Source organism: Enterococcus sp. DIV0170 (assembly GCF_051710765.1).
In the GTDB taxonomy this organism is placed as follows: domain Bacteria; phylum Bacillota; class Bacilli; order Lactobacillales; family Enterococcaceae; genus Enterococcus_A; species Enterococcus_A raffinosus.
Map to the genome: position 1 here is coordinate 136,052 of NZ_JBIOLG010000001.1, position 14,218 is coordinate 150,269.

Annotated in this window: 15 protein-coding genes and 1 other annotated feature; of the genes, 14 read left to right on the forward strand and 1 reads right to left on the reverse strand. The window is 42.6% G+C overall.

Annotated features, from left to right (window positions below; translation table 11 throughout):
* Positions 1-3 precede the first annotated feature (3 nt).
* From IGI50_RS00680 to IGI50_RS00730, 11 genes are all read left to right on the forward strand, one after another.
* Entirely contained in the window at positions 4-510 is a 507-nt protein-coding gene (locus IGI50_RS00680; RefSeq protein WP_218256351.1) for a dUTP diphosphatase, read from the forward strand.
* 30 nt (positions 511-540) lie between these two features.
* A complete protein-coding gene (radA, locus tag IGI50_RS00685; RefSeq protein WP_010747276.1) occupies positions 541-1,914 on the forward strand; it encodes a DNA repair protein RadA in 1,374 nt (457 codons plus the stop codon).
* A 77-nt stretch (positions 1,915-1,991) separates the two neighbouring features.
* Positions 1,992-3,146, forward strand: a complete 1,155-nt coding sequence (locus IGI50_RS00690; RefSeq protein ID WP_438775752.1) for a PIN/TRAM domain-containing protein — start codon at positions 1,992-1,994, stop codon at positions 3,144-3,146.
* Positions 3,147-3,243: 97 nt separating this feature from the next.
* Entirely contained in the window at positions 3,244-4,701 is a 1,458-nt protein-coding gene (gene gltX / locus IGI50_RS00695) for a glutamate--tRNA ligase (protein ID WP_438775753.1), read from the forward strand.
* Positions 4,698-4,895: a binding site (T-box leader), on the forward strand. It overlaps the preceding gene by 4 nt.
* 405 nt (positions 4,896-5,300) lie before the next feature.
* Positions 5,301-5,834 (forward strand): serine O-acetyltransferase EpsC, encoded by a 534-nt coding sequence (epsC, locus tag IGI50_RS00700; RefSeq protein ID WP_010747273.1) that lies wholly within the window; start codon positions 5,301-5,303, stop codon positions 5,832-5,834.
* Positions 5,827-7,236 carry a cysteine--tRNA ligase gene (gene cysS / locus IGI50_RS00705; RefSeq protein ID WP_438775755.1) on the forward strand — a complete coding sequence of 470 codons (1,410 nt, stop codon included), beginning with the start codon at positions 5,827-5,829 and terminating at the stop codon, positions 7,234-7,236. The genes epsC and cysS overlap by 8 nt, the downstream gene beginning before the upstream one ends.
* On the forward strand, positions 7,236-7,634 hold the full coding sequence (locus IGI50_RS00710) for a Mini-ribonuclease 3 (protein ID WP_010747271.1): 399 nt from the start codon (positions 7,236-7,238) through the stop codon (positions 7,632-7,634). Before cysS ends, IGI50_RS00710 begins: the two co-directional genes overlap by 1 nt.
* Positions 7,624-8,457, forward strand: a complete 834-nt coding sequence (gene rlmB / locus IGI50_RS00715; RefSeq protein WP_438775756.1) for a 23S rRNA (guanosine(2251)-2'-O)-methyltransferase RlmB — start codon at positions 7,624-7,626, stop codon at positions 8,455-8,457. The genes IGI50_RS00710 and rlmB overlap by 11 nt, the downstream gene beginning before the upstream one ends.
* On the forward strand, positions 8,457-8,984 hold the full coding sequence (locus IGI50_RS00720; RefSeq protein ID WP_010747269.1) for an NYN domain-containing protein: 528 nt from the start codon (positions 8,457-8,459) through the stop codon (positions 8,982-8,984). Before rlmB ends, IGI50_RS00720 begins: the two co-directional genes overlap by 1 nt.
* A 72-nt stretch (positions 8,985-9,056) precedes the next feature.
* Positions 9,057-9,614, forward strand: a complete 558-nt coding sequence (locus IGI50_RS00725) for a sigma-70 family RNA polymerase sigma factor (protein WP_010747268.1) — start codon at positions 9,057-9,059, stop codon at positions 9,612-9,614.
* A 111-nt stretch (positions 9,615-9,725) separates the two neighbouring features.
* Entirely contained in the window at positions 9,726-9,971 is a 246-nt protein-coding gene (locus IGI50_RS00730; RefSeq protein WP_010742697.1) for a Veg family protein, read from the forward strand.
* A gap of 28 nt (positions 9,972-9,999) precedes the next feature.
* Here IGI50_RS00730 and mscL read toward each other — a convergent pair whose 3' ends face one another.
* The gene (mscL, locus tag IGI50_RS00735; protein ID WP_218256356.1) at positions 10,000-10,440 is read right to left on the reverse strand and encodes a large conductance mechanosensitive channel protein MscL; all 441 of its coding nucleotides are present in this window, start codon (positions 10,438-10,440) and stop codon (positions 10,000-10,002) included.
* 301 nt (positions 10,441-10,741) lie between these two features.
* Here mscL and yfmF point away from each other — a divergent pair, with 301 nt between their 5' ends.
* Genes yfmF through ymfI form a run of 3 tightly spaced genes read left to right on the forward strand, consistent with a single transcriptional unit; the run spans position 10,742 to position 14,016 of the window.
* Complete coding sequence (gene yfmF, locus IGI50_RS00740) at positions 10,742-12,004, forward strand: EF-P 5-aminopentanol modification-associated protein YfmF (protein WP_438775758.1); 1,263 nt, start codon at positions 10,742-10,744, stop codon at positions 12,002-12,004.
* A complete protein-coding gene (gene yfmH / locus IGI50_RS00745) occupies positions 11,997-13,289 on the forward strand; it encodes an EF-P 5-aminopentanol modification-associated protein YfmH (protein WP_438775760.1) in 1,293 nt (430 codons plus the stop codon). Before yfmF ends, yfmH begins: the two co-directional genes overlap by 8 nt.
* Before the next feature lies 1 nt (position 13,290).
* Complete coding sequence (gene ymfI / locus IGI50_RS00750) at positions 13,291-14,016, forward strand: elongation factor P 5-aminopentanone reductase (protein ID WP_010747264.1); 726 nt, start codon at positions 13,291-13,293, stop codon at positions 14,014-14,016.
* The last annotated feature ends 202 nt before the right edge of the window (positions 14,017-14,218 follow it).

Sequence of the window (14,218 nt, forward strand, 5' to 3'; positions counted from 1 at the left end):
ACAATGAAAAAACGTGGTTTTGAAGTAACAGCAGCTTACCAGGATAAACAAATCAACTTGCCAAAACGGGCGACAAAAAATGCGGCAGGCTATGATTTTGAGGCTGCAGAGGATATCGTGATTCCAGCGATTTGGAAACAAGTCATTCAGCATTTTACAAAAGGATCTGAGGTATCTGAAAAAATTGTTAAACCCGTATTGGTTCCTACAGGGATCAAAGCCTATATGGGACAAGATGAATACTTACAGCTGGCAAACCGTTCCAGCAATCCATTGAAGCGTTTCTTGACGCTAAGCAATGGGGTTGGAGTGATTGACAGCGATTATTATAATAACCCGGACAACGAAGGGCATATTATGTTCCAGTTTTCAAATTTCGGTTTGACAGACGTACAAATCAAAAAAGGCGAACGGATCGGTCAAGGGATCTTCCTGCCGTTTCTAAAAGCCGATAATGATGTGGCCGAAGCGGAACGAACAGGCGGCTTTGGTTCATCCGATCAGAAATAACGAATCAATTAAATGAGTGAGGCGAAGGGTTTGGCAAAAAAATCCAAGACACAATTTATCTGCCAAGAATGTGGTTATGTTTCGCCTAAGTATTTAGGGCGTTGTCCTAACTGCGGAAATTGGAACACAATGGTAGAGGAGATTGAGCAAAATCATCCTGAAGATCGACGCAACCGTGTCAGTTTAACCGGAGAGCGTGCGACACCTACCAAATTAAAGGATGTCGTCTTCAAAAAGGAAACGCGCGTTCAGACAGAATTAGCTGAATTGAATCGCGTTCTTGGCGGCGGAGTGGTTCCAGGTTCATTGGTATTAATCGGTGGGGACCCCGGTATTGGGAAATCCACCTTACTATTGCAAGTATCCCATCAATTAGCGGCAACCGGCGGCACAGTTTTGTATGTTTCTGGAGAAGAAAGTGCGCAGCAGATAAAATTGCGGGCGGAGCGCCTAGGATCAAGTGAGACAGATTTTTATTTATATGCGGAAACAGACATGGGAGAAATCAGCCGAACGATTGAAAATCTGAAGCCGGATTATGTGATCATCGACTCGATCCAAACCATGACACAACCAGATATCACTAGTGTGGCGGGCTCGGTCAGCCAGGTTCGGGAGACCACCGCAGAGCTGTTGAAGCTAGCGAAGACGAACGGTATTGCGATTTTTATCGTAGGTCATGTGACCAAAGAGGGAAATATCGCAGGTCCGCGAATGTTGGAGCATATGGTGGATACTGTTTTATACTTTGAGGGTGAGAAGCATCACAGCTTTCGAATCTTACGCGCGGTAAAAAATCGTTTCGGTTCCACTAATGAAATCGGAATTTTCGAGATGAGAGAACGGGGTCTGGTCGAAGTGGCCAATCCTTCACAGGTTTTCCTAGAGGAACGTCTAGAAGGAGCAACCGGCTCAGCAATCGTGGTTGCCATGGAAGGCAGCCGTCCGATACTGGTTGAGGTGCAGGCATTGGTAACCCCCACTGTTTTCGGCAACGCGAAGCGAACAACGACCGGCTTAGATTTCAACCGCGTTTCTTTGATCATGGCTGTTTTGGAAAAACGCGCCGGGTTGCTGCTGCAAAATCAAGATGCCTACTTAAAAGCGGCAGGCGGGGTAAAATTAAATGAACCGGCCATTGATTTAGCGGTGGCTGTGGCGATTGCCTCCAGCTACAAAGAAAACGGCACGGAAGCCACCGAATGCTTTATCGGTGAAATTGGTTTGACGGGTGAAATTCGTCGGGTCAATAGCATTGAACAGCGGGTGAAAGAAGCCAGCAAATTGGGCTTCAAAAAAATCTATCTGCCTAAGAACAATATGGGCGATTGGAAACCGCCAAAAGGAATCGAATTGGTTCCTGTGGCAACCTTAGGGGAAACCTTAAGAAAAGTATTTCGTTAATAAGCGGCAGTGCCGGAGAGATTTTCCGGCACGCCCTTTATTCAAAAAAATAACTATTAGAATTTAGGAGGGATGGCATGCAGAAACGTGTGTTGACAGTAATCGTTTTACTCGTTGGGATTAGTTTAGGAATTACTTTCCTGCCCGTAGCGTGGACAGCGGTTGGTTATGCAGACAATATGTGGTTGAATAATTCACTAACGAATGGCCTGATCGGTGCAATTATTTTTTATATTATTTCTTTGGCTATCGTGGAACCAATCACAGTTGGTGTAAAAAGAATTGAAAAACAATTAAATGAATTGAGCTTAACGTATATCTTATTTGGAGTGGTAGGTGCGATCCTTGGATTGACCCTTGGATTGATCGGGACGACTCCTTTGTACCAGATTCCGATCCCGTTCATTAACAGCGGCTTGCCGATTTTGATCATGCTGTTATTGGGTTATCTAGGCTTTCGGATGGGAACGACGCGGATCGATGAATTGAAAAAATTCTTCAGCGGCCGAAGCAAGAAATCTGAAACAAATGAAGGCGAAGTCTTAGAACGCAAAGCAGATGATCATTTCCATAAATATAAAATTTTGGATACAAGTGTCATCATTGACGGAAGAATTTATGATATTGCGAAAACCGGCTTTTTAGAAGGCGTTTTGATGATCCCGAATTTTGTCCTCTATGAATTGCAATACATTGCCGATTCTGGTGACAGCTTGAAGCGTGTACGGGGACGCCGCGGGTTGGACATTTTAAACTCACTGCAAAAAGAAGAAGGCATCGCTGTTGAAATGTATGATGGAGATTTCGAAGATATCAGCGAAGTCGACAGTAAATTGATCAAATTGGCTAAGTTGCTGGATGGCGTGATCGTAACAAATGACTACAACTTGAACAAAGTGTCTGAATTCCAAAACGTTGCAGTCTTAAATATCAATGCTTTGGCAAATGCCGTGAAGCCTGTAGTGATCCCAGGTGAGAACATGAATGTTTTGGTTGTGAAGGCTGGAACGGAACGTCAGCAAGGGGTCGCGTATCTGGATGATGGAACAATGGTCGTTGTTGAAGATGGACAGCATTATATGAATGAACACATAGAAGTCGTTGTAACAAGTGCACTGCAAACGGCGGCTGGACGGATGATCTTTGCGAAGCCCGCACATTCAAGCCGTAACATCAAGGACGATTCACCAGAGAAAAAGTTAGATTACACTCATGATAAGGGTGGAAAATAAGAGTGCAGCTTTACTAAACAATGGATTGATTGTACAATTTGTGTTGAGTAGCAAATGTTTTTCATTTGTTAAATAAGCGGGAAAGAGGAACTACTATATGTCGAAAATTCGTGTGCGCTACGCACCAAGTCCAACAGGACACTTACACATCGGAAACGCCCGAACAGCATTGTTCAATTATCTATTTGCTCGCCACAATGATGGAGAATTCATCATTCGAATCGAGGACACCGATTTAAAAAGAAATATCGAAGGCGGCGAAAAAAGCCAGCTGGAAAACTTAGCTTGGCTTGGAATCGACTGGGACGAATCACCAGAAAATCCTGGGAAATACGGCCCTTACCGTCAATCTGAACGACGCGATGTTTATCAACCGTTAATTGATCAATTATTAATGAGTAACTTAGCCTACAAATGCTACTGCACATCTGAGGAATTGGAAGCAGAGCGTGAAGCGCAGCGTGCTCGCGGCGAGATGCCTCATTATTCAGGTAAATGTGCCAACTTAACACCTGAAGAGCAAGCAGAAAAAGAAGCACAAGGGCTAGAGCCAGTGATTCGTTTCCGCGTTCCTCGCAATACGAGCTTCACGTTTGACGATATGGTCAAAGGAGAAATCAGCTTTGAATCTGACAATGTCGGCGGCGATTTCATCATTCAAAAACGTGACGGTATGCCGACGTATAATTTTGCGGTTGCAGTAGATGATCACCTGATGAAGATCACGCATGTTTTACGCGGAGATGATCATATCGCCAATACACCGAAACAATTGATGATCTATGATGCCTTTGGTTGGCCTCGTCCAACATTCGGTCATATGACGTTGATCATTAATACAGAAACAGGCAAGAAATTAAGTAAACGGGATGAAAGCATTCTGCAATTTATCGAACAATACCGTGAATTAGGCTATCTGCCAGAAGCGATGTTCAACTTTATCGCGTTACTTGGCTGGTCACCAGTGGGCGAAGACGAAATCTTCCCGCAGGATGAATTGATCAAGATTTTCGATACGGAACGCTTGAGTAAATCGCCCGCAGCCTTTGATCAAAAGAAACTAGAATGGGTCAATAACCATTACATCAAAGCGATGGATTTGGATAAATTAACAGACTTGTGCTTGCCTTATTTAATCAAGGCTGGTAAAGTCGAAGAAAATCTAACACCAGAACACAAAGCTTGGGTGAAACGCGTAGTCAGCTTGTATCAACCACAAATGAGCTATGCGGCGGAAATCACAGAGGTTTCTAGCTTATTCTTCCAAGACCATTTAGAGCTTGAGGCTGCTGCGAAAGAAGTTTTAGCAGGCGAAGGCGTACCAACTGTATTAGCGGCCTTCAAGGAACAGCTAGAAGGATTAGAAACGGTCGATGCTGCAAGTGTTTTAGCTGCAATCAAGGCGGTCCAAAAAGAAACGGGTATCAAAGGGAAAAATCTATGGATGCCAATCCGGGTCGCAGTCAGCGGCATGGTCCATGGTCCAGAATTACCAGAAACCGTTGAATTATTAGGCAAAGAAAAAGCCTTAGCACATTTAGATCAAGTAATGTAAACACATAGAAGAGAAGAAGTAGCAAGCGGCGATTTTTCAGAGAGACTGCGGGAGGTGGAAGCAGTCAAATCAACACTTGCGAAATGCATCTCCGAGTGGTCTTGGCGATACGTAGCCAAGGACGGTTCACAGACGTTACCTGTTTCAAGGCATCATTGCAAACAAAAGTGGGACCACGTAGAAGCGTCTTTTGAGGAAACTCAAAAGACGCTTTTTTGCGAGTTACGCTTTTCGCAGTTCTATAGTGTACAAGAAATTAAATAAGATTTCTTGACTAATCTGAGAATGAGATGTTTAGCGGAATCGTATGCGAAGCAACGATAAAATCCTTTTTCTGTTTTTTGGAAAAAGGATGTCATCAAAAAGGTGCTAGCTGCCAGTTCCACTTCTTGCTTTAGCAAGTTAGTGGAATGGTATGCGTAATGAAAATCAAACGAACTTTTTCGCATTTTGAAAAAGTTGATACTTATACGTTTTTCGCAGTATAGGCAGCTAACTAATGAAAGCGAAGAAAGTCAGTAAACTTGAACAAAATGAAAAAGTTGTCAGAGTACGATAGTATGGATTCTGACAATAGGAAAATAAAGGAGTTGAGGTAAATGGGATGGTGGCAAGAAGCAATCGCAGCGGCGAAACGCAATGATCCGGCAGTCAGAACTGGCGCAGAAGTAGTCCTTACATATCCAGGTGTTCACGCATTATTCTTTCATAAGTTCTCGCATTTTCTTTATCGGCACCGTTGGTTTTTATTAGCACGGATTCATTCGCAGTTTTGGCGATTTTTAACAGGAATCGAGATTCATCCTGGTGCCAAAATCGCTCCCGGAGTCTTCATTGATCATGGAATGGGTGTAGTGATCGGTGAAACAGCGGAGGTTGAACGTGACGTCGTATTATTTCATGGGGTAACATTAGGAGGAACTGGAAAAGATACAGGGAAACGACATCCGACGGTACGTCAGGGAGCGTTTATTTCGGCGAACGCACAGATATTAGGTCCTATAGAGATTGGCGAGCGTGTGAAGATCGGCGCAGGAGCGGTCGTTTTAAAGGATATACCCGCGGACTCGACCGCGGTAGGTGTTCCAGCAAGAGTAGTTAGAGTAAAAGGGGAGAAGGTTCAACATGATTAAAATACACAATACATTGACACGGGAGAAAGAGATTTTTCAACCAATAGAAGAAAATAAAGTTCGCATGTATGTTTGCGGACCAACAGTATATAACTATATCCATATTGGAAATGCCCGTAGTTCCATCGCCTTTGATGTGATTCGTCGCTATTTTGAGTATCGCGGCTACGAGGTAAACTATGTATCGAATTTTACAGACGTAGATGACAAAATCATCAAAGCGGCGAAAGAATTATCAATCACTGCGCCAGAAGTAGCGGATCGTTTCATTGAGGCCTTCAAAGAAGATACTGCTGCGCTAAATGTGAAGCCAGCGACTCTTCATCCGCGCGTCATCAACCATATTCCGGATATTTTGGCGTTCATCGAAGCGCTGATTGAAAAAGGCTATGCTTACGAAGCTGAAGGCGATGTTTATTATCGAACACGTAAGTTTGAACACTATGGGGAATTAAGCGATCAATCTATTGATGAGCTGGAGGTTGGCGCGAGTCAACGAACTGGCGCAGAGCAAGCGATCAAAGAGGATCCCTTGGACTTTGCTTTATGGAAGAGTGCGAAGCCAGATGAGATTTCTTGGCATTCTCCTTGGGGTGAAGGCCGTCCAGGTTGGCATATCGAGTGCTCGGTAATGGCGACCAAGCATCTAGGTGATACGATTGATATTCATGGCGGTGGTCAGGATTTGGAATTTCCCCATCATGAAAATGAAATTGCTCAAAGTGAAGCGAAAACTGGACAGCGTTTCGCCAATTATTGGATGCACAATGGGTATGTAACGATTGGAGAAGACGATGCGAAGATGAGCAAGTCTTTAGGAAACTTTGTGACAGTGCATGATTTGGTGAAAGAAATTGATCCGCAAATTTTGCGTTTCTTCATGGCAACGACACAATACCGTCGCCCGATTCGTTATAGCGAAGCAACCATGAAGGATGCTCAAGCGAACTTGCAAAAATTACGGACAGCGTTTGAAAATGCGACGTTCCGACAAGAATCAGCAGTCGCGGAATTGGCTGACGATCCGACGAGAATCGCTGAGCTGCAAGGACTAAAAGATCGATTCATTGAAGAAATGGATGACGACTTCAATGCGGCTAATGGAATCACCGTCGTTTATGAAGTGGCGAAATGGTTGAATCATTATAGCGAGCAGGAGCAGGTTTCAGCAGTAGTTCTAACGACAGCATTGGAGGAATTTACGAAGATGTTGGGCGTTTTCGGCATTGTCTTCCAAACGGCAGGTCTATTGGACGAAGAGGTTGATCAATTGATTGAAGAACGAAACCAAGCCCGCAAAGACAAAAACTTTGCCCGCAGTGATGAAATTCGTGATCAATTAAAAGAGCAAGGAATTATTTTAGAAGACACCCCACAAGGCGTCCGTTGGAGACGAGTATAATGACTGATTATAAACAATTAAACGCACTGGCACTGGCGTATGTTGGCGATGCTATCTATGAAACCTATGTGCGGGACCATTTAGTACGAGAAGGTCAAACACGCCCGAATAAACTGCATCACATGGCAACACATTATGTTTCGGCGAAAGCCCAAGCAATGTTGATCCAAAAAATGATCGAAGATGGTATGCTGACAGAAGAAGAGCAGGGGATTTATCGACGTGGACGCAATGCTAAAAGCTATACCTCTGCTAAAAATACAGATATCATGACCTATCGAATGTCCACAGGTTTTGAGGCCTTGATGGGCTATCTGCATCTGTTGGAGCAAAAAGAACGACTGGAAGAATTGATCAAGTGGTGTTTAGAGAAAGCGGGCGAAGCAAATGAAGGGTAAAAAACAACGACGTGGAAATGATCGGCACAATCAGCGAAAAAATGATCGTCCGAAAGACCGTCGCAAAGAATCGATTGATGTGACTGAGTCGGAAGAAAATAACTTTGTTTTCGGTCATCATGCGAGTGTAGAAGCATTACAAGCAGGCCGAGGGAATAAATTATTCTTACAAGAGGATGCACATGGCGAGAAGATCGATCAATTAAAAAGGTTAGCAAAGGAACAAGCAGTTCCGGTGAAGTGGGTGCCCAAGCAAAAATTAGATACGTTAAGTGATGGCGGCGTCCACCAAGGGATCGTTCTAGGCATAACGCCCTATGAATATTTGACGTTAGAGGAGCTGTTGGCAAAAACGTCCGCTGAAGAAGCGCCCTTCTTACTGATTTTAGATAGTTTGGAGGACCCGCATAATTTTGGATCGATTCTGCGAACGGCAGATGCCAGCGGGGTATCTGGTGTGATCATTCCGAAGCATCGCTCAGTCGGTATCACCCCTGTAGTGACAAAGGCTTCGACAGGCGCGGTGGAATATGTACCGATCGCTCGAGTAACGAACTTAGCCCAAAGCATCAAACAGCTGAAGGATGCGGGCTACTGGATCTTTGGGACAGATATGGCTGGAACAGACTATCGTCAGTGGAAGGTTTCTGGACCGATTGCCTTGATTATCGGCAACGAAGGAAAAGGCATGAGTGCTGGTCTGAAGAAGGAAGTCGATGAAATGCTGACGATTCCTATGACTGGGCATGTTCAAAGTTTGAACGCGGGCGTAGCTGCCGGATTACTGATGTATGAGGTCTTCCGAAAGCGAAGTGAGCTGTAATGAAGAAACAATTATTGATCGTTGATGGGTATAACATGATCGGCGCCTGGCCAGAATTAACAGCCTTGAAAAATCAAGATCGATTAGAAGAAGCGCGGGAAGCCTTGTTGTTTCGTCTATCGAACTTTGCAAAATATCAAGGACTTGAGACGATTGTAGTGTTCGATGCTCAGTTTGTACCTGGTATCACTCAAAGCTATAAAAAATATCAGCTAACGGTTGTCTTTACTAAAGAGGACGAAACGGCCGACAGCTACATTGAGCGAATCGCCGGCGAATTAAATGATCGGTTAACACAGGTAACGGTAGCGACCAGTGATTTAGCAGAGCAATGGACGATTTTTTCTCAGGGAGCTTTGCGGACTTCTGCGCGTGAGCTGTACAAGACCGTTCAGGAGACAGAAGCTTTGATAACTGGTGATACTAAAGATACGCATTTTAAAAATTTTCGTCGAAATTCTCCTTGGAATAATGAACAATTGCAAAAATTGTCGCAAAAACTGGACGAATTAAGTCGAAAAAAATAAATATCCTTTTAACACTCCTCTCATTTTTAGACAAAGTGTATGCTTTTACTTGTGAGAGGGGTGTTTTTTGGAATGGAAGAACTAAAAAAATCAGAACCATTTGATAGTGTTGCCTTTGAAGAAATGTTTAATCAATATATTCCCGTTGTGTACAGTATGCAGAATCGTTACAAGATACGCGATTTTGATTTCGATGATTGGTTGCAAGAAGGACGAATTGCGTTAAATGATGCCATACAGAGCTACCGCAAAAATCGTGGAACGACATTCGGTTTGTACTACAAAATGATTTTTGAAAATCGAGTCCGTTCCCTTTTACGCCGTCAACAGGCCAAAAAGCGTCTGGCACAGCAGCAGGCTGTATCGATTGAGAAGGTTGGACCGGAGACCTTTAGTGAGCGTTTTTATTATCACGAGTTTTTAGAGGAGACGATGTTTATCAGTGAGATGATCCTGACGGGTGAAGTTGTCCTTTCTCCTTTAGAGCTACGGGTGCTGCATTCTTACCTGAAAGGCGAAGAAACCAAAAACATCGCGCAGCAGTTAAATGAAACAGAAAAAGCGATTCATAACGCACTGAATCGGACGAAGAATAAGATCAAGAAAAAAATATATGAATTAGATGAATAACGCAACAGGAATCCTTCCTATTAAATAAATAAGAATTTGCAAATTTTTTTATCTTATGATAACATTGAAAAGTTTTATATTTGTGCTATAATATATGTTGAGGTGAACTGTATGCCAACAACTTTAGCGACTATCAAGAAAAACTTGGAAGATCGTATTGGTGCTCCGATTATGCTTGTAGCTCAGACGGGACGCAAGCGTCAAACACAACGAAAAGGAATCCTAACAGAGACTTATCCTTCCGTTTTTGTAGTTGATTTGGACCCAGAAGAAAATTCTTTCGAACGTGTTTCATACAGCTATTCCGATGTATTGACTCGCACAGTAGAGATCGAATTTTTAACAGAAGCAATTTAAAAACCATGGAGCGCTTGCTCCATGGTTTTTATTTGTCTTCGAAATCTTCTCGAGTCGCCTTTTTTTGTTCGACTAATAGATCACGAATATCTGCCAAGTAGTCTTCAGCTGTAGGAACCGTTTCTTCAGGTTCAGCAGCTTCTTCTTTGCTGGCTGCATCTTTTGCTTTGTTGGCAGCTTTAACGATTAAAAATAGCACAAAACCAGTGATAATGAATGTGATCAATGCGCTGACAACATCGCCAAAGGCAAAGGTAACTCCCTTAACAGGTGTCCAATCTAAAACAGACATGGCTTCGTTCAAATCTTTTCCTTTCGTAAATAAGGAAACAATTAATCCCACTAGGGGCGTGATCAATCCGTTGACGACATTTGTCACAATCGCGGTAAAGGCAGTACCAATAACTACACCAACTGCAAGATCGATGACATTGCCCCGCATCAAGAACTCTTTAAATTCTTTAAACATCGTGTCACTCCTCTCTTCGTCCTTATTTTCAGTATAGCGAAAGAAGAAAAAAATTAGAAATAAAAGGGACTAGGAGCTATGTCCGAATTCAGTTCTTATACTGTTCCTGTGCTATAATTATCTTTAATGATAATAGTGGAGATTCGTCTCTTTTTTACTTTCGTGATATGCTCGAAACCATACGAGAATAAATTGAATTTTTTTAAATTAGCCTGAAATAGGCAAACCTCTGGTTGAATATTCTGTCACAGGAATATCAGCCTTAATTTTCTGCAAAAAATAAGAAATAAGGAGCTTTGTGATGATTGAACTAAAAAAAGGCGTGCGTCTGCACGTCATTCCAACAAAAAAATACAAAACCATTCAATTATATGGACGATTAACGACTCGTTTAACAAAGGACATCATGACTAAACGTGCCTTGTTAGCTAATCTATTAGAAACCAGTTCTTTGCGTTACCCTGATCAGACGAAACTAAGCGGACAGTTGGCTGAGCTGTATGGGGCCAGTTTTGGCTTGAATGTTGGACGCAAAGGAAATCTTCACTGGCTGGACATCGGCTTAGGCATTGTAAACGGGAAGTATGTAGATGATCCGAAGCTGTTACCAGCTGCCATGGATTTTCTGCAGGAGGTTTTATTCCATCCAAATATCCACGATGGGAAATTTGATGAACAGACCTTTCAGCTTGAAAAGGAAAATCTGCGAAGCTATATTGAAACGTTACAGGAAGACAAGCAAACAATGGCTTCGTTGAAAATCAAAGAGACCTATTTTACAGATGAGGCACAAAAAATCCCAAGTTTTGGGACGGTTACGGATTTAGAAAAAGAGACAAATGAAGGCTTAGCAGCTTATTATTATGAAATGATCACTGAAGATCAGGTGGATCTGTTTGTGATCGGTGATGTGGAAGAAGCAGAGATGGTAGCTTTGTTTAAGCAACTACCGTTTGTAGATCGGGAGGAGAGCTTCCCAGCAATTTATTACTATCAAACAAATGATAATGTTATCCGTGAGCAACAGATCCAAGAAACCGTCACACAAGGTAAATTGAACTTGGCCTATGGGACAGATATTTATTATGAGGATACAGATCGATTTGCATTGTTGGTCTTTAACGGCCTGTTCGGCGGCTTTCCACACTCCAAGCTCTTTATGAATGTGCGGGAAAAAGCCAGCTTAGCCTATTATGCCTCTAGTTCGTTTGATACCTTCCGCGGTTATTTACAAGTACAAACGGGGATTAATAGCAACAATCGTGAAAAAGTTTTACGGTTGATCGATGAACAGTTGATTGAGCTGCAGGCTGGTAACTTTACCGAGCTGGCTTTTCAACAAACCAAAGCTATGCTGAAAAATCATTATCTGCTGGGCTTAGACAGTATGCAAAACACGATTGAGACAACTTACTTGGCACAATGGCTGCCGCAAAGTAAGCTGACAGACGAAGAATGGCTGAGACGTTTGGCGGCAGTGACACCAAAAGATGTTCAGAACGTCGCGAAAAAAATTCGTCTTCAAGCGATCTTCTTTTTAGATGGAGGACGTCAAAATGGATAAAGTAGCGTATCAAAAAATCAATGAGACACTATATAAAGAAGTTTTACCGAATGGTTTGACGGTATATTTGCTGCCGAAAGCTGGGTATCACAAAACATATGGGCTGTTCAGTACCAATTATGGCTCAATCGACAATGAATTTGTGCCCCGTGGCGGAACAGAGTATGTTAAAGTTCCTGACGGTATCGCTCATTTTTTAGAGCATAAGATGTTTGAAAAAGAAGACGGTGATGTGTTCCAAAAATTTGGGGAACAAGGAGCATCGGCGAATGCTTTTACCAGTTTTACTCGAACCAGCTATTTATTTTCAACGACGGATCAATTGGAGTTGAACCTAGAAACACTATTAGACTTTGTTCAAGAGCCGTATTTTACTGAAGAATCGGTACAAAAGGAACAAGGGATCATTGGTCAAGAAATTCAAATGTATCAGGATGATCCAAGCTGGCAGCAGTTTTTCGCTATTTTAAAAAACATGTATCCAAAGCATCCGCTGCACATTGACATCGCTGGAACAGTCGCATCTATTGCAGAAATTACAGCAGAGGATTTGTACACTTGCTACAATACGTTTTATCATCCTAGCAATATGACGCTATTTGTTGTTGGAAATCTGGATCCAGAGTCCTTGATGGCCTTTATTCGTGACAATCAAGCGAAAAAGACCTTTGAGGCGCCAGAGTCTATTCAACGTCGCTTCCCACAAGAAACGCCGGAGGAAATCATCAAGCTTAGTGAAGAAAAAATGCCGATTACAATGCCCAAGGCAATCGTGGGTGTGAAAGGGCTGGCAGAGTTGCCTACAGATGACAAGCAGCGTTTGATCTTTAAAATAGCGATGGATTTGCTATTCCAAATGTTAGTTGGAACGACTTCTCAAAATTATTTGCGCTTGTACAATGAGGGCTTGTTAGATGACAGCTTTGGGTATGAATTTTCAATGGACCGTAGTTTTTACTTTGCGGATTTTGGCGGAGATAGTGAAGAACCACAAAAATTAGCCGATCGTTTAACTGAAATTTTGTTGCACTTTGCGACTGATCCAGAGATCAACGAAGAGAATTTAGCGTTACTGAAGAAAAAAATGTTGGGAAAATATTTCCAATCCTTAAATTCTTTAGAGTATGTTGCTAACCAATTTACTCAGTCGTTGTTTGGTGAATGGACCTTGTTTGATATGCCGGAAATTATTCAGGAAATCGAATTAGCGGATGTTTTAGCGGCCGGCGAGTTGTTTATTCAGGAAGAGGCCTTTACGCGCTTTTATATGGAGAAGGAGGCTTAAGATGCCTTATGCATTAGTGATGGGCGCAAGCGGCGATATCGGGCAAGCCGTTTGCGAAAAACTGGCGGGGCAAGGCTGGTCCCTCTACTGCCACTACAATCAGCAAAAAGAAAAAGTTTTAAATTTCGTTTCAGACTTACAGAAACGTTATCCTCAGCAAGATTTTTTTATGGTATCCTTAGACATGTTGAGGGAAGCGGAAATCCCCAATTTTTTACAGCAATTATTTCAAGTGGATGGGATTGTTTTTGCTTCGGGCTTTACCTTTTATGAATTGCTGCCTGAAACCAAAGCAGACCAAATGGAGGCTTTGTGGCAGGTTCATTTAAAAACCCCTCTGCTTTTGCTGCAGAGCTTGCAGAGTAAGCTTGCGGCTAATAAAAATGGTCGAGTCGTCTTCATCGGCTCCGTATATGGACACCGCGGCAGCAGCATGGAGACTGTCTATAGTGCTGTTAAAGGTGCACAAGAAGCCTTTGCGAAGGCTTACGCCAAGGAAGTGGCAACATTAGGCATTACTGTAAACGTGGTGGCACCGGGAGCTGTGCAAACGAAAATGAACGATCATTGGGATCCACAAGAGCTGTCTGAGTTGAAAGCAGAAATTCCTTTAGGTCGTTTAGCCGATCCTGAAGAAATAGCAGCGGCCTGTAATTATCTCTTTTCCAAAGAAGCCAGCTATACAACAGGAATCATTTTACCTGTCGCCGGCGGCTGGATGGAATAGCAGCAAGAAATCAGTTTATCAGAAGTTAACCCCCAAAATGTTTAGCTGGCTGATATACGTGATGAAAAACAAACTCATTTTTTGTAAAAAAATGAATACCTTACTATGAATTAGGATGTCAGTCCAACTTTTGCCAGTCAACAAAAAGCAGAAGAAAATCATGTGTAAACTCAAAATAAAGTCAGAACAGTTTAGTTGGATG